The organism is Micromonospora sp. BQ11 (assembly GCF_052068135.1).
Taxonomy (GTDB): Bacteria; Actinomycetota; Actinomycetes; order Mycobacteriales; family Micromonosporaceae; genus Micromonospora.
This window is the reverse complement of the sequence record NZ_JBQHDB010000001.1, coordinates 439473-464646: the sequence shown is the minus strand read 5'-3', so window position 1 is coordinate 464646 and position 25174 is coordinate 439473. Positions and strand designations below refer to the sequence as shown.

The 25174-nt window shown below is 69.7% G+C and carries 20 protein-coding genes; 5 read left to right on the top strand and 15 right to left on the bottom strand.

The annotated features are described in order from the left end of the window. Positions 1-134: 134 nt before the first annotated feature. The 3 genes from ACTMSW_RS02260 to ACTMSW_RS02250 form a co-directional block, all read right to left on the bottom strand. Positions 135-599, bottom strand: coding sequence for a hypothetical protein (locus tag ACTMSW_RS02260; RefSeq protein ID WP_441178721.1), 465 nt, complete (start codon positions 597-599; stop codon positions 135-137). Positions 600-681: 82 nt separating this feature from the next. After that, positions 682-2637 carry a vWA domain-containing protein gene (locus ACTMSW_RS02255; protein ID WP_441178720.1) on the bottom strand — a complete coding sequence of 652 codons (1956 nt, stop codon included), beginning with the start codon at positions 2635-2637 and terminating at the stop codon, positions 682-684. 1 nt (position 2638) lies between these two features. Continuing rightward, the gene (locus ACTMSW_RS02250; protein ID WP_441178719.1) at positions 2639-4072 is read right to left on the bottom strand and encodes a magnesium chelatase; all 1434 of its coding nucleotides are present in this window, start codon (positions 4070-4072) and stop codon (positions 2639-2641) included. Positions 4073-4176: 104 nt separating this feature from the next. On the opposite strand from ACTMSW_RS02250, the gene ACTMSW_RS02245 reads away from it, so the two are divergent. Then, a complete protein-coding gene (locus tag ACTMSW_RS02245; RefSeq protein WP_441179044.1) occupies positions 4177-4632 on the top strand; it encodes a GNAT family N-acetyltransferase in 456 nt (151 codons plus the stop codon). Between the two features lie 51 nt (positions 4633-4683). Here the strand turns inward: ACTMSW_RS02245 and ACTMSW_RS02240 are convergent, their stop codons facing one another. The 4 genes from ACTMSW_RS02240 to ACTMSW_RS02225 all read right to left on the bottom strand — a co-directional run bounded on the left by ACTMSW_RS02240 (position 4684) and on the right by ACTMSW_RS02225 (position 8982). Continuing rightward, positions 4684-5757: a hypothetical protein gene (locus ACTMSW_RS02240; protein ID WP_441178718.1), complete on the bottom strand. Its 1074-nt coding sequence runs from the start codon at positions 5755-5757 to the stop codon at positions 4684-4686. A 78-nt stretch (positions 5758-5835) separates the two neighbouring features. After that, a complete protein-coding gene (locus ACTMSW_RS02235; protein WP_441179043.1) occupies positions 5836-6483 on the bottom strand; it encodes a response regulator transcription factor in 648 nt (215 codons plus the stop codon). 14 nt (positions 6484-6497) lie between these two features. Continuing rightward, positions 6498-7739: a sensor histidine kinase gene (locus tag ACTMSW_RS02230; RefSeq protein WP_441178717.1), complete on the bottom strand. Its 1242-nt coding sequence runs from the start codon at positions 7737-7739 to the stop codon at positions 6498-6500. A gap of 274 nt (positions 7740-8013) precedes the next feature. Continuing rightward, positions 8014-8982: an aldo/keto reductase gene (locus ACTMSW_RS02225; protein WP_441178716.1), complete on the bottom strand. Its 969-nt coding sequence runs from the start codon at positions 8980-8982 to the stop codon at positions 8014-8016. A gap of 82 nt (positions 8983-9064) precedes the next feature. Between ACTMSW_RS02225 and mgrA the strand changes: the two genes are divergently transcribed. Next, the gene (gene mgrA / locus ACTMSW_RS02220; RefSeq protein WP_441178715.1) at positions 9065-10060 is read left to right on the top strand and encodes an L-glyceraldehyde 3-phosphate reductase; all 996 of its coding nucleotides are present in this window, start codon (positions 9065-9067) and stop codon (positions 10058-10060) included. A 22-nt stretch (positions 10061-10082) separates the two neighbouring features. Here mgrA and ACTMSW_RS02215 read toward each other — a convergent pair whose 3' ends face one another. Then, positions 10083-10913: a lytic polysaccharide monooxygenase auxiliary activity family 9 protein gene (locus tag ACTMSW_RS02215; RefSeq protein ID WP_441178714.1), complete on the bottom strand. Its 831-nt coding sequence runs from the start codon at positions 10911-10913 to the stop codon at positions 10083-10085. 18 nt (positions 10914-10931) lie between these two features. Here ACTMSW_RS02215 and ACTMSW_RS02210 point away from each other — a divergent pair, with 18 nt between their 5' ends. Then, a complete protein-coding gene (locus tag ACTMSW_RS02210) occupies positions 10932-11393 on the top strand; it encodes a type II toxin-antitoxin system VapC family toxin (protein WP_441178713.1) in 462 nt (153 codons plus the stop codon). 42 nt (positions 11394-11435) lie between these two features. On the opposite strand, the gene ACTMSW_RS02205 is transcribed toward ACTMSW_RS02210, so the two are convergent. After that, positions 11436-12227, bottom strand: coding sequence for an ArsR/SmtB family transcription factor (locus ACTMSW_RS02205; protein ID WP_441178712.1), 792 nt, complete (start codon positions 12225-12227; stop codon positions 11436-11438). Positions 12228-12838: 611 nt separating this feature from the next. Here ACTMSW_RS02205 and ACTMSW_RS02200 point away from each other — a divergent pair. Beyond that, positions 12839-13753 carry a DNA-processing protein DprA gene (locus ACTMSW_RS02200; protein WP_441178711.1) on the top strand — a complete coding sequence of 305 codons (915 nt, stop codon included), beginning with the start codon at positions 12839-12841 and terminating at the stop codon, positions 13751-13753. 274 nt (positions 13754-14027) lie between these two features. Further along, positions 14028-14489, top strand: a complete 462-nt coding sequence (locus ACTMSW_RS02195) for a hypothetical protein (protein ID WP_441178710.1) — start codon at positions 14028-14030, stop codon at positions 14487-14489. A gap of 424 nt (positions 14490-14913) precedes the next feature. Here ACTMSW_RS02195 and ACTMSW_RS02190 read toward each other — a convergent pair whose 3' ends face one another. From ACTMSW_RS02190 to ACTMSW_RS02165, 6 genes are all read right to left on the bottom strand, one after another. After that, positions 14914-17838, bottom strand: a complete 2925-nt coding sequence (locus ACTMSW_RS02190) for a type I restriction endonuclease subunit R (protein WP_441178709.1) — start codon at positions 17836-17838, stop codon at positions 14914-14916. Further along, the gene (locus ACTMSW_RS02185) at positions 17835-18983 is read right to left on the bottom strand and encodes a restriction endonuclease subunit S (RefSeq protein ID WP_441178708.1); all 1149 of its coding nucleotides are present in this window, start codon (positions 18981-18983) and stop codon (positions 17835-17837) included. The genes ACTMSW_RS02190 and ACTMSW_RS02185 overlap by 4 nt, the downstream gene beginning before the upstream one ends. Further along, positions 18980-20470, bottom strand: coding sequence for a type I restriction-modification system subunit M (locus tag ACTMSW_RS02180; protein WP_441178707.1), 1491 nt, complete (start codon positions 20468-20470; stop codon positions 18980-18982). The genes ACTMSW_RS02185 and ACTMSW_RS02180 overlap by 4 nt, the downstream gene beginning before the upstream one ends. Then, complete coding sequence (locus ACTMSW_RS02175; RefSeq protein ID WP_441178706.1) at positions 20467-22047, bottom strand: N-6 DNA methylase; 1581 nt, start codon at positions 22045-22047, stop codon at positions 20467-20469. Before ACTMSW_RS02175 ends, ACTMSW_RS02180 begins: the two co-directional genes overlap by 4 nt. Positions 22048-22395: 348 nt before the next feature. Further along, a complete protein-coding gene (locus ACTMSW_RS02170) occupies positions 22396-23259 on the bottom strand; it encodes a phosphotransferase (RefSeq protein ID WP_441178705.1) in 864 nt (287 codons plus the stop codon). After that, positions 23259-24128: a tetratricopeptide repeat protein gene (locus ACTMSW_RS02165; protein WP_441178704.1), complete on the bottom strand. Its 870-nt coding sequence runs from the start codon at positions 24126-24128 to the stop codon at positions 23259-23261. The genes ACTMSW_RS02170 and ACTMSW_RS02165 overlap by 1 nt, the downstream gene beginning before the upstream one ends. Positions 24129-25174 lie beyond the last annotated feature (1046 nt).

Sequence of the window (25174 nt, the reverse complement as noted above, 5' to 3'; positions counted from 1 at the left end):
GCGGGTAGGCGTGGCCCCGTCCACGTACCGACGAACCTTCCGCCGCGACCCGAACCCGGCACACGCCGATCGGTGACGCCCCAGCAGTGTCGGGACCGGCGTGTCGTACCGCTACGGCGTCACCAACCCGGTCGTTACGGGGTGTGGAGGGTGCGGAGCTGGGCCAGGTGCTTCGGTAGGTGGACGCGGGTGTGCAGGTCGAGGACCCGTCCCCAGGGCAGGGGTCCGTCGACCACCAGGTCGAAGCCCTCGCGCAGGTGGGTGTCCACCGGGGTGTCGGCCGCCGGGCCGAGCCGCTCCACCAGCGTCACCAGTTTCTGACTGGTGGCCCGCAGCAGGGTGGCCAGCCCGTCCAGGCCGCCGCACTCGGCGGCCAGCGCGTCGAGTTCCGGCCGGTGCACGCCCGCGAGATCGTAGTAGGCGAAGGGGGCCCCGGTCAGCACCGCCTCCGTGGCCTCGCTCATCAGCTCGTCGTTGGCGGCCAGGTGCGCCACGATCTGCTCGGCGCCGAGCATCCCGGCCGGCGGATCGCCGAACCCACCACCGTCGACCTCCGCGAGCACCTCCGAGTACGCCCGCCGCAACGCCGCGCAGTCCATGCCCTCCAGTCAACCCCCGCACCCGCACGACGCTCGGGCGTTCGACGGCCGCGGTCACCCGGACGTGTGGTGCCGCCCGGCGTCAGCGGCGGCGGGTGTGGCGGGAGCGGAGATAGTCGGAGACGACGTACTCGCCGAGGTCGTCGAGGTCGGGGGTGAACACGCGGCCCTTCGAGCGGCGGGCCACCGCGTCGACGAAGCGGCGCAGGCCGGGATCGTCGCCGAGCATGAACAGGTTGAGCGTGGCGCCGAACCGGGTCAACCGGTCCACCTCGCGGACGGTCGCCTCGATGGTCTCCGGCAGCGGCGGCCAGTGGAACAGCGCCTCCCCGTCGTCCGGGTCCAGGTGCGCGGTCGGCTCGCCGTCGGTCACCACGAGCACGACCGGCTCCGCGTCGGGGTGGCGACGCAGGTGCCGACCGGCCAGCCGCAGCGCGTGCTGGAGGTTCGTGCCCTGCTGCATGTCCGGCTCGACCGCCGCCAGCTCCTGCTGGGTCAGCGGCAGCGCCTCACGGCCGAACCCGACAATCTGGAGCGCGTCCTGCGGGAACCGGGTCGCCATCAGGTGCGACAGCGCCAGCGCCGTCTGCTTCATCGGACCCCACCGACCCTGCGAGATCATCGAGTACGACAGGTCGACGCAGAGCGCCACCGCCGCCGACGCCCGCCGCTCGGTCTCCACCACCTCGAAGTCCTCGACGGCCAGTTGCACCGGCACGCCCGACCCGGCCCGGCCGACCGCCCGGGTGAGCGTGCGTACCACGTCGAGCGGCTGCTCGTCGCCGTACTCCCAGGGGCGGGAGCCCCCGCTGACCTCGCCGGCCGCGCCCGCCGAGCGCAGGTCGTGCTGGCCGCGCGGCCCGGCGGTCAGGTCGGCGAAGACCCGCCGCAGGGCGGTGCCGCCGAGGCGGCGCAGCGCCTTCGGGCTCAGGGTCAGGCCGTCGGAGTCGCGGCTCACCCAGCCCTGCCGGCGCAGTTCCTGCTCCAGCTCGCGCAGCCGGCGTACGTCGTCGGCGGCGTCCCGGCCCAGCGTCCGAGACACCGCGTCCACGTCGATGTCGTCCAACGTGGCACCCGGGTGCTCCTGGTCGAGGGAGTCCAGCAGGTCGTCCAGCTCACCGATCTCGCCCAGCGCACCGGCCGCGTCGGCGTACCCGAGCGGCTCCTCGCCCCGGACCCGCTCGCCCCGGCCCCAGCGCAGGTCGGGCCGGAGGGCCCGCAGGTTGCCGTCGAGGGCCGCCAGCTCGTCGGCGAGCCGGTCGCCGAGGGACTGGCGCATCAGGCCGGCGAGCTCCTCCCGCTGCCGGTCGGACAGCGACCGCATCAGCCGTTCACCGGCGGCCGAGCGGCGGGCCAGCACGTCGACCAGCTCGTCGACGTCCTTCGGCTGCTCCGGGAAGAAGTCGCCGTGCCGGCGCATGAACTCGGCGAACGCGTCGGTGGTGTCCTCCGCGCGGGCGTGCCGGGCGAGGAGGTCGTTCAGGTCGTGCATCATCTCACCCAGGCGTGCCTGGGCGGCCGGGTCGGCCGATGCCCGGACCGCGTCCCGCAGGCCGGCGAAGCGCTGGCCGAGCACCTCGTTGCGCAGCCCGTCGAGGATGCGCTGGTACGTCTGCCGGGCCTCGTCGCTGGCCCACTCGTACCCGGACAGCTCCTCCACCGCGCGCGCCGTCGACCGCGGCAGGTTGTCCAGCACCGCCTCGGAGAACCGCGCGCCCTCGTCGTCGCGCCCGCGCAGCTCGTCGCGTTCGGCGGCGAGGGCCTGGTCGAGCAGTGCCCGCGCCCGGGTCACCGCCCCGTCCAGGTCACCGCGACGCAGTGCCTCCCGGCGTAGCCGGCGGGCCCGCGCGGCGAGGTCGTCGAGGCCCCCGCGCCCCTGCGGGCCGCGCCGCAGCAGGTTGCGCAGCGCCTCGCGGAGACTGCCGCCGGCCAGTACCTCGGAACCGACCGCGTCCACCGCCGCCCGCACGTCGTACGGGGGTGCCAGCGGGTCGGGACCGCCGTGCCACTGGCCGTACCGGAACCGGTTGCCGCTCACGTCAGGACCGGTCGCCGTAGCGGGTACGGCCGGACTCGGTGACGTCCTTGCCGAGCCGTCGGGTCAGGTGCAGACCCTCCAGGACGAACTCGACGCCGGCGGCAGCCTGCTCGGGGCTGGGCGCGTCACCCAGGCCGAGCCGGTCCAGCACCTTCGCCAGGCCCGGCACGGTGCCCACCTGCCCCAGCAGTTCGCCGGAGCTGACCAGCTCACCGGTCTCGATCGCCCTACCGTCCTGCACCAGCGCGGTGAAGCCGGAGAGGTCGAGGCCGGCCAACCGGGCGCGGAAGGTGTCCGCGGTCGCCGTACGCAGCAGGTGCCCGAGAATCTCGACCTCCCGCCCCTCCTCACCGCTCTCGAACTCCACCTTGCCGCGCAGGGTGCTCGTCACGGAGACCGCGTCGCCGACCCGCGCCACGGCCGCCTCGGTGCCGGCGGCGAGCAGACCCGAGCGGCGCAGCGCGGCGGCGGCCACCGTCTCGGCGGCGGCGATGGCGAACCGGGCGGAGACACCCGAGCGCGGGTCCACCGAGGGTGACTCGCGCACCGCGCGGGCGAACCGGGCGAGGACCTCCAGCACGTGACCGGGGACCTCGGCGACCAGGTCGGCCTCCTGGCGGATCAGGTCCAGCTCCAACTCCAGGTCGAGCGGGTAGTGGGTGCGGACCTCGGCGCCGAAGCGGTCCTTGAGCGGGGTGATGATCCGGCCCCGGTTGGTGTAGTCCTCCGGGTTGGCGCTGGCCACCAGGAACAGGTCCAGTGGCAGCCGTAGCTGGTAGCCGCGGACCTGGATGTCCCGCTCCTCCAGCACGTTGAGCAGCGCCACCTGGATCCGCTCGGCCAGGTCGGGCAGCTCGTTGACGGCGAAGATGCCGCGGTTGGTGCGCGGGACCAGACCGAAGTGGATGGTCTCGGGGTCGCCGAGGGTGCGGCCCTGGGCGATGCGGATGGGGTCGACGTCGCCGATCAGGTCGCCGACGCTGGTGTCCGGGGTGGCGAGCTTCTCGCCGTAGCGCATGGAGCGGTGCAGCCAGGCCACCGGCAGGTCGTCGCCGGCCTCGGCGACGAGCGCGCGGGAGGCCGGGGTGAGGGGGTGCAGCGGGTGTTCGTTGAGCACCGAGCCGGCGATGACCGGCGTCCACTCGTCGAGGAGCCCGGCCAGGGAACGGATCAGCCGGGTCTTGCCCTGACCCCGCTCACCGAGCAGCACCATGTCGTGGCCGGCGAGCAGCGCCCGCTCGACCTCGGGCAGCACCGTGTCGTCGTAGCCCACGATGCCGGGGAAACGGTCGGCGCCGGAACGCATCCGGGCCAGGAGGTTGTCGCGGAGTTCCTGCTTGACGGTGCGGTACCGGTGACCGGCCGCACGCAGCGCGCCGAGCGTGGTGGGCAGGTCGGCCGGGGGGACCGGGGTAACCGGGGAAGGCGCAGTCACCCGCCCAACGCTAGCTCACCGGATCGGCGTCGACCGTGCTTCGGCACCGACTCCGGCCGGCGCTACGGTGACACCGGTTACGGAGAGGGGGACCCGTGGAGCGCATCCTGTCGGTCGACCGGGAGCCGTGGAACTCGGCCGACGCCGCCCGGTTGCGGGCCGCGCAGCGGGCCGAGTTGGACGCCCGCTACGGCAGCGACGACCACGAGCCCGGGGCGCCGCCGACCGCCGAGAGCGTCACCGTCTTCCTGGTCGCCCGCGACGCCGCCGGGGTCGCCCTGGGCTGCGGCGGGCTGCGGTTCCTGGACGCCGGCTCCGCCGAGATCAAGAGGATGTACGTGGACCCGTCCGCGCGGGGCACCGGCGTGGCGACGGTGGTCCTGCGAGCTCTGGAGGACGCCGCCCGGGAGGCCGGGATCGGCACCCTGCTGCTCGAAACCGGCACCGCCCAGCCCGAGGCCATGCGCTTCTACGAGCGGGAGGGCTACCGGCGGATCGAGAACTTCGGGCCGTACCGGGGTGAACCGCTGTCCGTCTGCTACGCCCGCGACCTGCCTTGAACGCCGGGCGGCCCGGTCCCGCCCCGTGCCGGGACCGGGCCGTCCGGGGGCTCAACCCCGCCCGCAGGAGCGGCAGGTGCCACGGCGACGCAGGTGGTACGCGTACGTGGCCGCGCCGAGGGCCACTCCCCAGACCGGGAAGAGCAGCAGCGGGCCACCGGCCAGGCCGAGGCCAACCTCCTGCCGCCAGAACTCCACGCTGCTGAGGGCACCCAGGCCGGTCGCGGTCACGGCGATCGCCACCAGGGTCGCCGGGATCACGGCCAGCGCCACCGGCACCCGTCGGCCGGCCAGCCCCACCATCCAGCGGGGGAACCGCTCGCCCCACGGGCGCACCAGACCCAGGGTGAGGACCGCGCCGACGGTGGCGAAGGCGCCCAGCCCGGCACCGGCCCAGACCAGGCCGCTGTCCCACATTTCGTCGAGGAAGTCCCGGGAGATGCCGAGCGGAACGCCGACGGCCCAGGCGAAGCGGATCAGCGCGTACCCGAACGGGATCGCCGCGGCGGTCCAGGCGGCCCACCGGCCCCAGCGGGCGGCGGCGGCCGGGGTGGTCCAGCCCCGCTCCGCGCCGTCCCGGCCACAGGTCACGCAGGCACCGCCGGTACGCCGATGCCACACCAGCAGCGCTCCCGCCAGCAGCACGCCGCCCACCATCGACGCGACGCGGACGGCCAGCGCCCAGGTGAACACGTCGGCGTAGTCGACCGGAGGCCAGCCGAACGGGGCACCGACCAGCAGGATCGGCAGGTACCCGAGGATGACCAGCACCTGCGTGCCGGGCACCACCACGGCCAGCACGAACGCGACCGCCCCGCCGTAGCCGAGCAGCAGCGCGCGAACCGGCTTGGGCGGCCGGGTCGAGGGGGTGGCCATGGCCAGGGCGGCCACCGCGGCGGTGAGCAGCAGCCCGGCGAACAGCGGCGGCGCGACGTCGGCCGACACGAGGCGCAGCAGGCTCGACTCCCGGTTCGGGTCGTCGTCGCCGAACGGGTAGCCGGCGCCGGTCACGGTGGCGAGCAGGGCGAGTACGCCCCACAGGCCGAGCCACGCGGCGGCGAGCGGGGCGAGCCGGTGGTGCCGGCGGGGCGGTGCGCGGTGGGTACGCGAAGCGGTCGTCGTCATGCTTCCCAGCCTCGGCCGCAACGCCCCGGAAACCCTCCCGGAGGACGGGGAACCCGCTCCCCCACCGGGGGGATCCGGTCAGCCGGTGGGGGTGACGAAGCCCGACTCGTACGCGGCGATCACGGCCTGGGTGCGGTCGCGGACCCCGAGCTTGGCCAGGACGTTGCCGACGTGTGTCTTCACCGTCTCCACCCCGACCACCAGCTCGGCGGCGATCTCCGGATTGGACAGCCCCGTGGTCATCAGGCGCAGCACCTCGGCCTCCCGCTCGGTGAGCCGCGCGGCCCGCAACCGGTCGGCGCCCCGTCCCCCGTACGCCCCGACGAGCTGCCGGATGGCCGCCGGGAACAGCAGCGACTCACCCCGGGCGACCACCCGTACCGCCTCCACGACCTCAGCCGGCCGGGCCCGTTTCAACAGGAAGCCGCTGGCCCCGGCGCGCAGCGCGTCGTAGACGTACTCGTCGTTGGCGAAGGTGGTCACCACCAGTACCCGGGGCGGGTCGGCGGAGGCGGCGAGCAGCCGCCGGGTGGCCTGGATACCGTCGATCCGGGGCATCCGCACGTCCATCAGCACCACGTCAGGGTGGAGCCGGGCGACCAGCGGCAGCACCACCGACCCGTCCTCGGCCTCACCGACCACCCGCAGGTCGGGCTGGGCGTCGAGGATGGCCCGCAGGCCGATCCGGACCAGTTCGTCGTCGTCCACGATGAGCACGCCGGTCACCGGGCCGCCGTCGGTCACCGCGTTCCCTCCATCGGCAGGTGGACCCGCATCCGCCAGCGGCCGGCGTGCGGACCGGCGGTGAGGCGGCCACCGAGCAGGAGGACCCGCTCGCGGATCCCGTCCAACCCCCGGCCGCCGCGCCCCGGGCTCGACCGGCGCCCCGGCGCGAGGACGTTGACCAGCTCCAGGTCCAGGGTGTCCGGGCCGACGTCGAGGCGCAGCGTCACCGGGCCCCGACCGTACCGGGCGGCGTTCGTCAGTCCCTCCTGGACGATGCGGTAACCCTCGCGAGAGAGCGCCGCCGGCACGTCGGCCGGGTCGCCGGTGCGCCGGCAGTCGATCCGCAGCCCGGTGGCGCGGGTGTCGGTGACGAGGCGGTCCAGGTCGGCGAGCGTACGCTGCGGACCCGCCGCCGCGACGCCACCGGACTCCCGCAGCAGCCCCAGCACGTGGTCGAGGTCGTCCATGGCGGCCCGTCCGGTCTCCTCGATGGCGGTGAGCGCCCGCCGGACGAACTCCGGATCGTGGTCGAGGACCTCGCGGGCGGCCCCGGCCTGGAGGGTCGCCACGGTCAGCGCGTGCCCCACGGAGTCGTGCAGCTCCCGAGCCAGCCGGTTGCGCTCGGCGAGGCGGGCGGCGCGCGCCTCCAGGGCGGCGATCCGTTCCGCCTGCGCAGGACCGAGCAGCACCGGAGCCATCGACACGGCCAGCGCGCCGAGCCCGGCCACCGCGTACCCGAGCCCGACCAGCAGCACCACCCCGGTGGCGGTGACCCAGCCGGTGTCCCATCCGCTCAGCGGTCCGAACTGCTCCCGCCCCACGAACTCGTCGCCGAGACCGAACTGCTGGGCGATGAACGCCACGGCCATCGGCAGGGCGCTCAGCAACGCGGCCATCACCAGCCCGCCGACGGCGAGGTGGGTGGCGATCCAGAGCGCGGACCGCAGCCGGGTTTCCCGGTCGGGGCGGTGCCCGGGGGTCGGGTCGGGCAGGTCGACGGCGAGCAGCGCCCGGACGGCGGCGATCTCCAGCGCCCGGCTGCCGTCGAGGAAGACCGGCACCAGGGCGATGGCCGCCGCGATCACCAGCAGGCCGACCGTCAGCGCCCGCGGAACCTGCGGATCGACGAGCAGCTGGGCGAAGGTCACCGCCAGCAGCACGTACGGCAGCACGAGCACGCCGCCGAGCAGCAGGAACACGCCCCGCCGCCAGGTGCTGCCGGCCACCAGCGGAACGAGGACCGCGCGGGGGTTCACCCGCCCATTGTCCCGCCGCCCGTCTCCCTCGCGCCTCCCCCGCGCCGGGGAGACGGAAGAGCGCCCGCCGGCCTGCCGGCCGGAGACGCGGTCGCGGGCCGGCCGGCCAGTGCTCGGACGGCCCCTGTCGAGCTGAGCCATTCATGTCATCACGTGGCACGGGCAGCCAAACCAGCCGAACCACCGGGCCTGACTCGTCCACGACATCAGGTCGACAGGGGGCGCACCCGCACATCCGCCCCTGGGAACGCGCACCGACGCGTGCCGGCCCCGGTCACCGTCCGGTGCGGGCCCGCAGCAGGCGCGGCATCGCCGCCAGCCCGGTGACCGGGCGGAACTCGCGGGCCGCGCGGGCCAGTGCGTCGTACTCGTCGTCGGCCAGGTCGATCTCGGCCGAGGCCGCGTTGCGTTCCATCTGCTCCACGCTGGACGCACCGGGGATGGCCACCACGTTGGGGTGGCGCAGCAGGTACGCCAGGGCGATCTGGCTGGGCGTGGCGTCGTGGGCGTCGGCGACCTGGCGCAGGCTCTCGATGAGGGTGGCGCCCCGCTCCAGGTTCTCCGGCAGGAAGTACGGGTTGGCCCGGCGCACGGCCCCGCTCGGCGGGTTCTTCGCGTCGTACCGGCCGGAGAGGAAGCCCTGCGCCAGCGGGCTGTACGCGATGACCACCCGGCCGGCCTGCCGCGCGTACGGGAGGAGGTCGTGCTCCGGCCTGCGGTCGATCATGCTGTGCCGGACCTGGTTGCTGAGCACCCGCCGGCCCAGGGCGGCCTCCGCGACCTGCCAGCGGCGCAGGCTGTAGTTGCTCACGCCGACCTCGCCGACCAGCCCGACGTCCTGCAACGCCCGCATGCCACGCATGGTGGTGTGGTCGGCGACCAGCGGGTTGGGCTGGTGCACCTGGTAGAGGTCGATGCTGGGGACGCCGAGCCGGGCGGCCGAGGCGACGGCCCGCTGCTGCACCACCGGGGCGAGCGGCAGGATGGGGAAGATCTTGCTGGCGACCACGACCTTCGCCCGCTCCTCGCCCAGCGCCGCGCCGAGGATCCGCTCGCTGCGGCCGAAGCCGTACAGCTCGGCGGTGTCGAAGACGGTGACGCCGAGGTCGACGGCCCGGCGGACGATCTCGGCGGCGCGCCGCTCGTAGTCGGGGCCGTAACCCCACTCCCGGGAGCCGAACTGCCAGGTGCCGAGGCCGATCTTGGAAAGGGGCTTGGGGGTGTCGAGCTGCACGTAACGCATGTCACCGAAGCTACCCGCCCGTCCGGTTCCTCCAGGCCGCTTCCGGCCCACGGCGCAGGTCGGGAGGGGCGGGGATAGGGTCGTGATCGTGACCTACCTCGCCGCTGATGAGCGATACGACAGCATGACCTACCGACGCAGCGGCCGCAGCGGCCTGCGACTGCCCGCCATCTCGCTCGGCCTGTGGCACAACTTCGGCCCGGACCGCCCGTACGAGCGGCAGCGCGACATCGTCCGCCGCGCCTTCGACCTCGGGGTGACCCACTTCGACCTGGCCAACAACTACGGTCCGCCGCCGGGCAGCGCCGAGGAGAACTTCGGCCGGATGCTGGCCACCGACCTGAAGCCGTACCGTGACGAGCTGGTCATCTCCAGCAAGGCTGGCTATCTGATGTGGCCCGGCCCGTACGGCGAGTGGGGCTCCCGCAAGTACCTCGTGTCGTCGCTGGACCAGTCGCTGCGCCGGCTGGGCCTGGAGTACGTCGACATCTTCTACTCCCACCGGTTCGACCCGGACACGCCGCTGGAGGAGACGATGGGCGCGCTCGACGCCGTCGTCCGCTCCGGCAAGGCGCTCTACGTCGGCATCTCGAACTACGACTCGGAGCAGACCGAGCGGGCCGCCGCGATCCTGCGGGACCTGGGTACGCCGCTGCTGATCAACCAGCCGTCGTACTCGATGCTCAACCGGTGGACCGAGGACGACGGCCTGCTGGACACGCTGGAGCGGGTGGGTGCCGGCTGCATCGCGTACAGCCCGCTCGCCCAGGGCCTGCTCACCGACCGCTACCTGGGCGGCATCCCGGAGGACTCCCGGGTCCGCACGAGCGTCTTCCTCAACGAGAGCGACCTCGACGAGAAGAGGATGGCCACCATCCGGGCGCTGGGCGACATCGCCGCCCGCCGTGGCCAGTCGCTGGCCCAGCTCGCGCTCGCGTGGGCGCTGCGCGACCGGAGGATGACCAGCCTGATCATCGGCGCGAGCAGCGTGAGCCAGTTGGAGACGAACATCGCCGCGGTGGACAACCTCGACTTCACCGCCGACGAGCTGGCCGAGATCGAGCGACACCTGAGCTGAGCGCACCCCTTCGGGCCGGCCGTCACCACTCCCGGCGGCGGCCGGCCCGGTGGTTGCGTACCTCGCAGGGAGGCCCGGCCGGGACGGCGGGCCGGCGTCGCGCGCGGGCCGCGACCACCACGGCCAGCAGCAGGGTGATCGCCGCGGCGCCACCGCCACCGACCAACCGCCAGTGGTCGGCGCCGAGGTCGGTCACCGCCGCGACCGGCACGCCGGGGCTCCCGAAACCCGATTCGGTACGCGGACCGTCGGCCACCCCGCCGGAGGCGGCTACCGGCGTGGGCTCGTCCACCGTCCCGGGGGACGGCGTGCCGGCCCGATCGGTGCTCCCGTCCGCCGCCCGCAGCACGACGTCGGAGCAGGAGTAGTAGGTGTCCCGCGAGTCGGAGTTCTGCCAGACGGTGTAGACGAGGTGCCGGCCGGAGCGGTCCGGCAGCCGCCCCCGCAACTGGTACGCGCCCTCGCGCAGCGGTGGGTCGGTCGCCCGGAGGAACGGCACCGTCTCCAGGTCGGCCCAGGTCAGCCGGCGCGCCGGATCGTACGAGTCACGGGTGATGTAGAGCCGGAAGGTCCCCTTGTGCGGAATCGTCGCCCGGTAGCGGAAGGTGAACGCCGCACCGGCCGTCAGCTCGGTGGTCGGCCAGTCCGACCGCGCCAGGTCCAGTCCCCGGTACGCGGACAGCCCACCGCTGCACAGCTCCCCGTCCGGGATCCGCTCGCGGTCCCGCCCGTCGACGCCGAACACCCGGATGTTGTCCCACTCGCGCAGCGCCGCCCCCGCCTCGACGGCAGCCTGGCACACCGCGGCGTCCGCCTGCCCACCCTCCGGTCCACAGGCGGCGGCCCGGCTCATCGGGCTGGTGGGAGCACCGTGGGCGGAGGCGGGCGCACCGGTCAGCGGCACGGCCGCCACGGCGACCAGCACCGCGGCGACGACCCGGCGGACGGACATGGCATCGACCTCCCGCGCAGTGGTACGGACGCGGACGGCCAACAGTTCGACGCAACGCCGTCCCAGCCGCTGAAGTTCCTCGACCAGCTACGCCACGAGCCGGACATCTTCCTCTCCCCGGTCAGCCTGTGGGAGATCGCCATCAAGCAGAGCGCGGGGAAGCTCGGAGGTCCCCCCGACCTCGCCGAGCGGGTAAGGGACATGGGATTCCGTGAACTCCCGGTGACCCATGCCCACGCCATCGCCGCCCGCCGCCTGCCGCCCCATCACCGCGATCCCTTCGACCGCATGCTCGTGGCACAGGCGCTCGCCGAGAATCTGACCCTGGCCACCCGCGACGCGTCGATAGCGCTGTACGCCGTGGACGTCCTCAAGGGGTGATCCGGCGGCGCCTCGTGACGTCGTCGATCCCCGATCGGGAGGTCACCCGTCGGCCGGCAGCGGCTCGTCGGTCTCCAGCAGCGTCTTCAGGCTCGCCACGACGTTCGGCCAGCCGTGGCTGACCATCTCGGCCAGGCCCGATCCGGGCTCGAAGCCGTCGTGCACGACGGTGAGCTTCACCACCTGCGCGGTCTCCTCGATCGTGAAGGTGACCTTCGAGCGGGCCTCGGCGGACAGCCGGGCGAGCAGTTCCTCGTCCCAGCCGAAGCGCTTGGCCAGCTCCGGGGTGATGGCGTGCCAGGTGTAGGAGAGCCGACTGTAGGGTTCGGCCTCCAGCACGACCTGCTCCGGGTCGCTGATCAGCACGCCGTGGTTGTCCCAGGTCATCGGCGAGCCGACGGACCAGTCCGTGGTGAACTCCGTGGCCCAGTAGCGGCGGGTGAAGGCGGGATCGGTGAGCGCCTGCCAGAGCTTCTGCGGGGTGGTGCGGATGTAGGTGGTGTAGACGAAGGTCGGCGCGTCCATCGGGGTCTCCTCGAGGGCGAGTTTCAGGTCCGCCAGGGCCTGGACCCTGGCGCGGTCGTAGCGACTGATCCACCGGTGGGCGATCTCGTGCACGGGCGCGGCGTTGAGGTAGTGCAGCTTCTCCCGGCCGCGCCGCACGGTGGCGACGAGCCCGGCCTCCTCCAGCACCGCGAGGTGCTTGCTGACGGACTGTCGGGCCATGTCGAGCCCGGCGCACAGCTCGCGCAGGGTCTGCCCGTTGCGGGCGTTGAGCGAGTCGAGCAGCGCACGCCGGCTCGGATCGGCCAACGCCTTGAACACCTCGTCCATGCCCGCCCTCGTAGTCAGGTTGCCGCCGGGTGGACATGCAGCCGTCCGGTTGCCTTTCAAATTAGGCAGCCGGACGGCTGCATGTCAAGGAACCGGGAGTGCCGCGAGCCGCGGCGGGAAGACGTCCGGAACGACGAAGGGCGTCCGTCATCTCTGACGAACGCCCTGGTCGCAAGGGTGGAGCCGAGGGGACTCGAACCCCTGACCCCCACACTGCCAGTGAGCGAAGCGGCGTACCGGGGCCTCCCGAGGCATGTCGGCAGATGCCGGACCTGCAGGTCAGGGGCGCTCACCTGTCCGGGCCTGCCCATGCCATGCCGACCCCTTCCGGACCGTCCGTGAGACGACTGTGAGACATCATGACGGAACCTGGCCCCGGAGGGGCAGCCGATTTCGGGTGCCCCTCCGGGGTGGGCCCTACTGAAACATCCAGCCTTCGGCCGCTGGGGCAGCAAGGCGATGCAAGATCGGTCACCCAGCGCCGGTTCGGTCTTGATTACAGCCGGAATCGAACATATGTTCTAGCGATGACCTCCGTTCGGGGCTCCCGTCATCAACACTGGCCGGGATGGCTGAGCCAGGAACGCAGCCCAGGGCCTACGATCGTGCCCATGGACACGGCGACGATCGAGCGGGCCTCCCTGGTCGCGCTACTTCGCCGGCCTGGCGCGCGCTGGTCGGAGATTGCTCTCGACATCCAGGAGAACGGCAGCGCCAAGGCAGTCCTCGACCGTACGGTCGGCCACTCCGACACGCTCTTTCCGGACGGAAAGTCAACCACCGAGCTGGTCAACGCTGCCGCCGCCGAGATCACCGGCTGGCAAGCGGATGGGATCGGCGTCCACGCCTTCTTCGACGACACCTACCCTGCTCAGCTGCTCGGCATCCGGGAGATGCCACCGCTCCTGTTCAGCCGAGGTGATCTACGAGTTCACGACCAGGCAGTGGCGGTCGTCGGCAGTCGCAAGGCAAGTGAGGAGGGGCTGCGGATCGCTCGAGCCGTCGCCACCACCCTGGCAGGCCGCGGGGTGACTGTGGTCAGCGGGCTGGCCGCCGGCATCGACACCGCCGCGCACTCAGCTGCGCTGGAAGCAGGTGGGCGAACGGTCGCGGTCATCGGCACCGGGATCCGCCGGTATTACCCCTCGACGAATCAGCGCCTGCAGGACCACATTGCCGAGGTTGGGCTCGTGGTCTCGCAGTTCTGGCCCGACGCTCCGCCGAGCAGGCAGAGCTTCCCCATGCGCAACGCCGTCATGAGTGGGTACGCAGTCGCGACGGTCGTTGTCGAGGCGGGTGAGACCAGCGGAGCACGGATCCAGGCCCGGCTCGCCCTCCAGCACGGCCGCCCCGTCGTTCTCACGAGCCAGGTCATGCAGTGCGACTGGGCCAAGGCGTTCGCCGAGAACCCGGGCGTCTACGTCGTCCGCAGCACCGCGCAGCTGCTGGAAGCACTCGAAGACATCCTCAGCTACCAGCCCACCGACGCCGGCCTGGAGAACTTCCCTGACTTCGCCCTCCGCTGACCAGCGCTGGACAATCATCAGTCGGCACGTCGAGGTCCAGCGCGGCTACCTGCGCAACCCGCTACCGGCATACCCGTGGATCTGCCCGACGTGTCGGGGAGTGCGGAACGAGGGCTACTCGCTCTGCTTCCGCTGCCAGTCCCACCTCACCCGGTCCCAGGGCCTTCTCGCGGACCTCGTACTACCGATCTCCTACTCGCCACGCACCTGGCAGCACCACCACAACCTCCGGACGTACAAGGGCACAGCTCCGTCCGAGCAGGCTCAGCGGAGCTTGCTCGCGCTCCTGCTGCTTTTCCTGCGCGACCATCTCGCGTGTGTAACGGTCCGTACCGGTGCCTTCCCGACGCACGTCATCACCGTCCCGAGCACCCGCAGCCGCGCTGGCGCACATCCGCTCGCCGACCTTGTCGGCGACCGACTCCGGCTGCCCTGGATCACCAGCACGGTCAACCCGAGCTACGGCCCGGAAGATCACGACTTCCACGCCGACTGGTTCACGCCCTTCATGCCCGCGTCACGCGCACCCGTTCATGCGCTGATCCTCGAGGACACATGGACGACGGGGGCCCGGACCCAGTCCCTGGCGCACGCGCTGAAGGTCGCCGGTGCCACCACCGTGGCCGCCGTCGCCCTCGGCCGCCACGTGGATCCGAACTATGCGCCGGCCAGGCAGTTGCTGAACGCGATTGCTAGCCCGGTCTTCGATACCACTCGCTGCGCAGCTGAAGACTGATCAAACCTGACCATCCCGTCCGCCGTCGACCCGCCCCACGGGGAGCGGGCCGGCGCCCGGTCCGCCACGGCTCGCGGACCGCGACGCTCCACGCGTACGCTGGCGGGCCGGGCGGCGGTCTGCTCGGCTTGCCCGGGTCGACGGCGGACGGGGTGGGCCTACGGTTACCACCCACGGAGCCGGCGGCCGCAGACGGCCCACTGCCATCCTGGAGCCGGAGCGCCCCCGCCGGAGGCCACACTGAGCAACCCCGCGCGGCGCGTGTGGTTGGCTCGTTGATCTGGCCGGCGCTCCTCATGACCAGCAGCCTTGCGGACAGCAACCGATAGACACGCGTGCCGAAGCGAGTCCCAGCCGGTGCACCAACGATGCCCGATTCCACGTACTGAGCACCGGCCTTAACACCGTTGCCTCGCGTGCAACGTTAGTAGTACTCGCGGATGTAGCGGAGCGCGCGCTCGTAAACATCGTTGTCGCGGATCTTGAACTTGGTCCAGAGCGTCTTGCGGAGGGACTGCTGGACCAGGCGGTCGCCCTCACGGGTGTCCTGCCAGCCCGCGAACCGCACCGCCCGAACGACCTCGTCGACCTCGTCGACGATCTTCTCGGCGATGATCGGGGTCCCGTTGCCCTTGAGGGACTGGAACAGCTCCGTCAGCGCGGCTCTGCCTCGGTCCTCGCGGGGCACCTCGGCGGCGGCCTTCTCCGCGGCCACGGTGTCCCGGGCGAGGGCGAACAGCTCCTTGAGGAAGTCCAGGCTGGCCTGCTGGGAGTGGGCGTACTTCTCCCGCAGGGCGGTGAGTCGCTTGCCTAGTTCTATGAAGAGAGGATTACCTATGTGCTTGGCGATACGGGCGGTAATCCACTTCTCGACCTCGACCGGGTCGACGTCCTTCCGCCGACCCGTCATGAGGTCTTCGATCACCTGGGCGTCCAGGACGATCATGTCGAGGTCGGTACGGGGCACCTCGACGGTGACGTGTTCGTTGATGAGTTCCAACGTCTTGGCACCGAGGGTGTGCCACACGAGCCGACCGGCAATATCCGACGGCCGCACCGACTCGTACACATCAGTGAGCCACCGGTAGTCGGCCGCATGACTCGAGAGGATCGGGTCCGGGCTGAGGGTCTCCCAGAGTTGGGCGACGACGCTGAAGGCCGCGCCGAAGGCGTCGCGGGCCTCGTCGCTGCTGATCGCGGTCTGCGCGGCGATGAGCCCCTCATAGCCGCCCACGGTCCGGTCAACGCCAGGAAAGAAGGCCAGCGCGGCCTGGATGGCCGGGGCGAGCTGAGTCCGCAGTACGTCGATATTGCTGATCACCTGCTGGACGCTCTTCTCGTCGAAGGCGAACGCCTTGGCTACATCGTCGAAGATGCCCAGGTAGTCGACGATCAGCCCGTGCGTCTTGGTCGGCGGGTAGACCCGATTGGTGCGCGTGATCGCCTGGAGCAGGTTGTGTTCCTTGAGGGGCTTGTCAAGGTACTGCGCGTACAGGATCGGCGCGTCGAAGCCGGTGAGCAGCTTGGCCGTCACGATGATGATCTTCAGCGGATCGGCCGGGTCGTTGAACCGGGCGGTGATCCGCTCCAGCTCGTCCCGGCCGGGGGTGTATTCCTTCCACTCCTTGGAGTCACCGGCGCTCATCACGACGGTCGACGCGTCGGGTCCGAGGATCTTGTCGAGTTCCGCCTTGTATGCGACACAGGTCGCCTTGTCGTAGACGACCACCTGCGCCTTGAGCCCTTGCGGCTCGACCTTGGCGCGGAAGTGTTCGGCGATGTCCGCGGCAATCCGGCGGACCCGCTCGTCCGCCTTGATCAACACCTCGAGCGATGCGGCCCGCTTCGACAGCGTGCTCTTGTCTGCCTCGGTGAGTCGGTGCTGCTCGGCCAACTCGGCAAACGCCGCATCGATCGCGGCCTCGTCAAGGTGGATTTCCGACAGGCGCGGCTCGAAATGCAGTGGCAGCGTCGCCCCGTCGCGGATCGAATCCTGGAACGAGTACCGCGAGAGATAGCCACCTTCATCGTCTGTGGACCCGAACCACATGAAGGTGTTGCGGTCCCGCCGGTTGATCGGGGTGCCGGTCAGGCCGAAGAGGAAAGCGTTCGGCAGTGCCTCGCGCATCTTGCGCCCGTAGTCGCCCTCCTGGGAACGGTGGGCCTCGTCAACCATGACGATGATGTTGTCGCGGTCGTCCAGCACCCCGGGCGCCTCGCCGAACTTGTGCACCGTGGTGATGATGACCTTGCGAGCGCCCGCTTTGAGAAGAGCTTGTAGCTCCTTGCGGCTATCGGTCGATACGAGATTCGGCACGTCCGAGGCGTTGAAGGTGCCGGTGATCTGGGTGTCTAGGTCGATCCGGTCCACCACGATGATCACCGTGGGGTTCGTCAGACCGGCCGTCGCGCGCAACTTCTGCGCGGTGAACACCATGAGCAGCGACTTGCCCGAACCCTGGAAGTGCCAGATCAGGCCCTGCTTGATCTCGCCGTGCAACACCCGCTCGACGATGAGGTTCGTCGCCTGGAACTGCTGGAAGCGCGCGATGATCTTTATCTTGCGATGCTTCTTGTCGGTGGCGAACACCGTAAAGAATCGCAGGAAGTCCAGCACCGCCGCCGGCGAGAGCACACCCTGCACGGCTTCGCGCACAACTGCCAGGCCGGCCGGCACCGGGGCGGCGTCGTCGGCGTCTTCCCGCCATGGTCCCCACAGGTCAACCGGCATGCCGACCGAGCCGTACCGGAAGTCCTTGCCTTCGGTGGCGAAGTTGAACACGTTGGGGACGAAAAACGCCGGGACGTTGACCTCGTAGTCCTCGTTGATCTGCGCCGCCGCGTCGATCCAGGTATAAGCGGGGCGGACCGGCGACTTCGCCTCGCCGACCACGAGCGGAAGACCGTTGCACCACAGCACCAGGTCGAAGCGGCGCTCGACCCGCCCCACCCGGTACGTCACCTCGGTGGAGATCATCCACTGGTTGGCGCTCGGCTCGGGGTCGTCGAGGTCGATGAGCCGGACCGTGACGTGCTCCCCCGCCGGGCCGAAGGGCATCGACTTCTGTCCGGTCAGCCACGCGGCGAACTCCTCGTTCGCCACCACGGGATTCGGCGTACGCCGCGCGGCCAGGATGATTGCCCGGAGGTGATAGATCACCTCTTCCCCCAACCGCGGATCAGCCTCGATCGCCGGATTCAGCCGCTTCAGGGCCTCCTTGATCGGCCCCTCCAGCAGCACCTCATCCTCTCGGCGCGGCAACTCTTTGCCGGGCACGAACTGGAGATCGCGCGACTTAACAATGTCCCGCACAAAGTCCCGCACCGTATTGGCCTCGTTGAAGGTCATCGAGCGCCTCCGAAGATGTCGGCGAGGAGCGTCTTGCGCACCTCGCTCAACCGCTGAAGCTCTACGGCTAAGTTCTCCGCGACTCGATCAAGCGCGACGACGCTGCGAACGACTGCACGCTGGTCGCTTATCCCGAGGTTGGGGAATGGCTCATTGATAACCAGCGCCTTCGAGAGATTCTTTTGCGCGGCTCCCGCGCCCTTGTTCCGCAGGTTCTCCTGACGTGAGCGGAGCCAGTAGTACAAGAAATCTGGATCACACTTCGAACGGTCGGGGACTAGAGCCAGGACCGCCTGGTTCGTTGTCATCGGCACAGCGATCCGCCCCACCTGGCCGCGAGTCTTGCCATCCCCGTACATGGCGACCACCACGGCATGCGCTGGGGCGAGCCACACCGCCGACCCAGCTAGGGCGTCATCAGTGATGGTCTCTTCGGTAGACGCGATACCATCACCGGTCACTTCGCCAGACTTAAGCCAAGGAATTCGGCCACCATAGAAGGCCTTGTTCGACCGCAATGGTGTCGCGCCGCTCCTCGCGACTGCAACGACATCTCTAACTTCCTGTTCGACGCCACTTTCTGTCGCCATGAGCGGGACTTGGGCTCTCACCACCGCCGGGATCGCGTCCGCGAGCCGCACACGGTGGCGTTCGACGGCCCAGAAAAGGTTAGCCAGGCGATTCTGCTCGTCGAATGGCGGCAGTTCGAACTCCTGCACCTTCAAGTCACGCCAGTTCACAGTTGGCGATAGCGACCCCACGGATATGGCGATAGCCCGGTCAAGGAAATAGTCACTGGCCAGGAAGACCGGCAGAAAGTCGGGGTGGATGCAGTCAGGCCGCGCACGAAGAACCAGTGCATGCGCAGAGCAGATGCCCTCGAACTCAGCCATCGCAACCTTCTTTTGGTATGCGCGGCGTCGGCCGAAGACCACATCACCTGCCTTGAAGCGGAGCTTCTGTGCCTCAACTTTGTCGGGTGTATCCCATCGCTGAATTGTTAGCACACCGGGATCGAGATGCTCTAGACCCACGTAGCGATCGACACCCGCTTCCGAAGGGTTATCGACCCGGTCCGTCACATTTTGGATTACGTCACCGAAGGCAACCCGCCTCCAGGTGCTCTTGTCGAGGTTGAGGGTCACCGGGCCACCTCCTGCCGCAAAATTGCCAGCACGTCGTCAATCGCGGTGTCGGCCTTGGCAGCGGCGGCTCGCCACACGGTCAGCGCCTCCACAACTCCCATTTTCTCGGCGTCGGCAGCCGTGGAGCTGCGAGTGACGTAAAGCGGGATCGCCAGACTGTACTGCTTGTTGGCGATCTGGTCGGAGGTAGCGACGGCGGCGAATCCGTCATCGCTATCGAATTCCTCGTACGCGGCAAGGATCCTTTGTTGATGATGCTCACGCAGGAACGACTGCGCCTTTTCGCGGGCGACCTCATCGATGGCGTTGATGAAGAGCACCCTGCCGCGCCGCTCGGCAGGCTTGTTGGCGCGTAGCGTGACGACCACGGCCTCCATGGGTGAGTTGTAGAAGAGGCCGGCTCCGAGCCCGATAACGGCTTCGAGCAGGTCGGACCTCACCAACTTCTCGCGAAGACCGGCCTCTTCGCGGCGGAAGAGTACGCCGTGGGGGAAGAGGATCGCGGCTCGGCCGGTCCCTGGGTCGAGGCTGGCGGCGATGTGCTGGAAGAAGGCATAGTCGGCGCGGCCCTGCGGCGGGACACCCCATATGTTGCGGCCGTACGGGTCGTTGGCGAACGCGGTGCGGTTCCACGCCTTGATGGAGTACGGCGGGTTGGCGAGCACCACGTCGAAGGTGCGCAGCCGGGCACCGTCGAGGAAGGCGGGCTTGGTGAGCGTGTCGCCGTGCGCGATGTGGCCGTCGGCGATGCCATGCAGGAAAAGGTTCATCCGGGCGATAGCCGACGTACCGTAGTTGAACTCCTGCCCGTAGAGCCGGAGGTTGCGCCATTCCTTGCCCTGGCGGCGCAGCTCGGCGGCAGTGGAAATGAGCATGCCACCGGTGCCGCAGGTCGGGTCGTAGACCGACTCCCCTGGTTCGGGCTTGAGCATCATCGTCATCAGGTGGACGAGGGTGCGGTTGGTGTAGAACTCCTGGGCGGTGTGGCCCGAGTCGTCGGCGAACTTTTTGATGAGGTACTCGTACCCTTGGCCCAGCTCGTCTTCGGGCAGGTTCCTCACCGAGAGCGTCTTGGTGGAGAAGTGCTCGATGAGCTCCTTGAGGGTGCGATCGGGCAGCAGGTTCTTGTTCCCCCAGTCGCCGTCACCGAAGACGCCGGTCAGGGTATCCAAGTTGGCAGACTCAATCGCGCGCATGGCGGCGAGGATCGCCGCACCGACGTCGCCAGTGACCTTACGGATGTCCTGCCAGTGAGCCCCGTCGGGGATGGCGAACCGGTGATTTTCCGGCAGGCCGGCCAGCTCGTCGTCACCGTAGATCTCCAGCGCCGCGGCGTGTTCCTCGTCGTACACGTCGGAGAGTCGCTTGAGGAAAACCAACGGGAAAATGTACTGCTTGTAGTCGCCGGCATCGATAAGTCCACGCAACACGACGGCCGCGCCCCACAGGTAGGACTCCAATTCGCGCTGGGTGATGCGAGGGCTCACGCCGTCACCTCCGTCGGGCTGAGGCCCCATTTGACCAGTTCGGCTTCCAGCGCGGCCCGGGTCTCGCGGGCGGCGGCGTGGGCCGCTTCGAGGTCGGTCAAAGCCTGCTCCAGAGTATGCTGTTCGCCGTCATTGACCCGGGCGACATAGAGCGGGATGTTTAGGTTGAACCCGTGGGCCTTGATGTCGTCGAGCGTGGCAACCGCGGCCAGGCCTGGTGTGTCACTGAAGGCTTGGTAGGTCCGCAGCAGGGTATCGGCGTGCTCGGGTTCGAGGGTGTTCTGGTTACGGCCGCGCTTGAACAGCGTCTCGCCGTTGACGAACAGCACCCTGCCTTTGCGGTCATCGGCCTTGCGTCGGCGCAGGATCAGCACGCATGCTGCCAGGCCGGTGCCGTAGAAGAGGTTCGGTGCGAGGCCGATCACGGCCTCGACCAGGTCCTCGTTCAGGACGAACTCGCGGATGCGCCCCTCGGCGCCCTGGCGGAATAGCGCACCCTGCGGCAGCACGACGGCGACCCGGCCGGTGCCGGGCACTGCGGATTCGATCATGTGCTGGACCCAGGCCCAGTCGGCGTACCCCTTGGGTGGGACGCTACCGAGCCGGTTGCGGCCCCACGGGTCAGTGGCCCACGCCTCGTCGCCCCAGTTCTTGAGCGAGAACGGTGGATTGGCGATGACGCAGGCGAACTGGGCGAGGCGCGAGCCGTCAAAGAACGCCGGCGAGCGCAGGGTGTCGTCGTGGGCGATGTGGAAATCCTCGACCCCGTGCAGCAGCAAATTCATCTTGGCAAGGCCAGAGGTGGCGAGCACCTTCTCCTGGCCGTAGAGCTTGCCCAAGAAGGTCTGCGGCCGGCCACCTTGGCGCTTGACATGTTCGATGACCTCGATGAGCATGCCGCCCGTGCCGCAGGCAGGGTCGTAGACCGTCTCGCCCTCTTGCGGGTCGAGGATGTCGACGAGCAGCTTGACCACCGGGCGCGGGGTGTAGTACTCGCCAGCCTTCTTGTTGGACTGGTCCGCGAACCGCTTGATGAGATATTCGTACGCCTGCCCGAACACGTCCGGCGCGACGACCGCATTGCTCAACGTCCTGGTCGAGAAGTGCTCGATGAGATCGCGCAGCTTGGCATCGGGCAGCTTGTCCTTGTTCGTCCAGGTGGCGTTGCCGAAGATGCCGTATAGCACGTCCGGGTTGACCTTCTCTATCGCCCGGAAGGCGGTCACCAGGGCCTGCCCGACGTTCTCGGTGCGGGCGCGCACGTCCTCCCAGAGGCTACCGGCCGGGATGCCGAAGCGGTGGTTCTCGGCGAGCGACGCGTACTCATGGTCGCCTCCCGACTCCACCAGCGCCCGCAGGTACTCCTCGCTGTAGCAGTCACTGATTCGCTTGAAGAACATCAGCGGGAAGATGTACGCCTTGAAGTCCGCCTGGTCGATGCTGCCGCGCAGCAAGTCAGCAGCCCGAGCGAGATACTGCTCCAGTTCAGGCAGGCTCATCGGAACGGCGAGCGTGTCGTGCGTCGGCTCTGAGACGCGCGCGTAGCGGTCGGCCTGGCGAGCATCCATCAGGGTCATGCTTGTTGTCATCTCCTCGCGGGCCTGCGATCACGCACTCGTTGCCGGCCTACCGTAGCGGCAGGGGCGGACAAGAAGGGTGCAGGGCTGCCTGCCAGTGCATGTAGTCCGCGAGACGAGCAGCAGGCATCCGGCGTAGAGAGCAGCCATCTCGCCACATTCTGCGATCAAGCCGATCGCCACACTTCTACGGCGTCGGATAGCCGACAGCCGATGACCGACTCAGCGTCCGAGGTCAGCGGTAGCGCGTCCACGTTACGCTCAGGTCGTCGGCGATCAGCGATCGCAGACGGTGGGCCAACTCGCGGGCGACGCCCGGGCGACCAGCGAGACGGTCGATGGTGCTGGTCACCAGCTGCAGTTCGCGGACTCGGCGCAGGACAGGCCAGCCCTTCCAGGTGGTGATATCAAATCGGTAGGCTCCGACAAAACCCTGATAGTCAGCAGAGGAGCGACCAAACCGGGCAGCGCCATGGGCGGTCGGGACAAGATCCCACTCCCGCGGGCCGATGCACATTCCGTCCAAGTCGCATAGAGGGGCCCTGAGCGCGCGGGACCATCGTGGCCGTCGGCGGGCAGGAGAACGTTCCCCGTATGAGCATCCCCGTGGATGACACCGGGCTGGAACCGCCACGCGATCCGATCAAGGTCCTCTTGTGCCTCGTCACAACGCCGGCGAAGATCGTGAATCAGGTCGGTGGCCCGAACGCCTAGCTCCGTCCGCGACCAGCGCTCCAGCTCAGCGGCTTCCTCGATCGAAAGCGCCGCGGCAGCGTCGAGGCGTCGGCGGAACTTCTCGATAGGTGACCAGCGAGGCAACGAAACATCGAGCTGCTCAAAGCTATGGAGTGCGCGGAGCGGCGCAGCAAGGTCGACGGGCTTCGGACCGTGGCTCACGGTGGGCACGTACTGCCATACCGTGGCAACCCACTCCCCGCTGAAGATCGGTTGAGGCGGCAGGTCGGGCGCGAGCCGCACGGTCGGCATGTCAGCCTTCTCAAGGCACGCCGCGACCGACACCACTCGATAGGCCAGCGTTGCGGCATGCGGGCCGGCCGCGAGTCGGATCACGAACGGCGGCGCCACAAACACCGCGTTCATCGTGTACTTGACGAGCTTGGCGGCATCCGGGTCGACGTCGATCTGAGCGCAGACGTCCCTCAAATGACCATGGAGCTCCGAGGCGACAGCATCGCTGAGTGCAGTGGTCATCAGACCGCCTGCAGCTCCGCGATCCGGTTGCCGAGAGCAGCCAGCGCGGGCTCTCGCGCAGCCTGCGGCGCGGCAAGCTCCCACAGTGCGTTCAGACGATCGTTGACGCGAGCCGATCGCATCCCGTCCGCCACCAGCCCCACCGCCTTCATCCCGTACTCGCCAGCGGTAGCGAGATCACCGGCCAGGATACTCGCCGTGGCGACCGAGATCGTGTCGAAGATGAAGGACCGACGATCTTGCGGGCGGCGTAGCCGGACTGCTTGGTGGGAGTGCTCAGCGGCACGGTCTACGTAACGCACGTGCTCCCGGTGACGGGCCAGGGCGGAATAGACGACGGCGGAGATGCCGTGTACGTCGGCCTCGGTCAGCGCGAAGTGGGTCCAGGCCGGCGCAGTGTCCAGGTCTGCCTGGTCGAGTTCCCGCCGTGCCCGGGTCAGGCTGTCGACCACTTGGTGGTCGGCGCCGAGGAGCGCGTACGCCCATGCGGAGTTGGCGTGCAGAATGCCGACGCTGGCATGGCAGCCGGCCTGCTGTGCCGCGAGCTGGCCCAGGCCGAACAGTTGGAGCGCTTCGGCCGGCTGTTCCTGGTGCAGACTGACCCGCCCCAGGCGATACAGCGTGTTGGCCAGTAGCGGCAGCGAGTCGGTCTGTCGTGCCAAGACAAGGCTCTGCGTGAGGTGCCGACGCGCCATGTCGTGATCGTCGAGATCGTGCGCCACCCAGCCGACGAGGTTGTGCAACTCGGCGAGGGCGGCCCGGAGCTCGGCAGCTACCACGTCGTCGCACTGCACCTGCAGGAGCTGCGTCGCCCATGCCACGTACCCGCGTGCGGATTGCAGGCAGCGTCCTCTCCCCGGCAGCGGCATCAAGCCGGCGGTGGAAGGCGGTCACGGCACGAACGGTGGCTACCTCGTCCTGGCCAACGGCGGCCGGGACGGCGACCTCCTGCGAGGTAGGTAGCCACCGCTCTACACCGGCGGGTATGGCGCCCACCGCGATGCTGGCGACGACGCCCAGCAGCTCGTGGGGATCGAGCGGCGTCGCAACTCCGGCCTGCTCGAATGACGAGCCCTGCCGGTGGCGAACAGCCTGTTCGTCGAGGGCGAGCCCCATGTAGTGGCGCGGGATAGACAGCCCTTCCGCGATGCGCTCCAGCACCGAGTAGTCGGTGACGATGCGCCGGCCTGAGGCGATTTCCGAGACCCGGCTGGCGCCCAGACCGGTTGCAGTCGCGATCGCTGACCAACTGAAGCCGCGTTCCTTCAGGAAGCCGAAGACCGCGCCGATGTCGTGGCGAGCGAGGTGTAAACGCATGCTGACGCTGCGGTAAGTGCCCTCGTGCCACCACTGCGGCCTGACGACCCGCTGCATGAATTGTCACTCCCTCCGACCGCGGATACTGCGCACAGTAGTCGGCCGCCTGCGAGATGTCCGCCCGGCCGCCGGTCCTGCCGCCCACCGTCTCACCGTGAGAGGCCCACCGTGAGGCGCTCACCGCTGGCTAGCTGATGACCCCAGGGTCGACCAGGGTCGTTGGCGTGCCAGCCAGACGCCATCGTCACTTCCGAGTACTCGCTGAGGGCTTGGCGACCGGAGCGGATCGCGCTCCGGTGCTGACCCCGGCAGGTGATGACGGCCGTCACGAGGCTGGCCCGGACGGGTTCGGGGTGGGTGCTGTGCAGGAGGCCCGCTCGCCTCGGACCAATGCGCGGCCGGAGAGCGCGCAGGCGTTGACCCGAGACGTCGGCAGCTCTCCCGCCCGCGCACACCGGAGGTCTGTGCTGCTCGGGATCGCCGTCCCCCGTGCCATCCCGAGCCGGACCGCCGGTGCCGTGGTGGCGTGCCGGTGTCATCGTGCGCCGGCACGCCATCGCGGACCACTCCGCAAGCAGCCACTTCCACAGGCCACAGG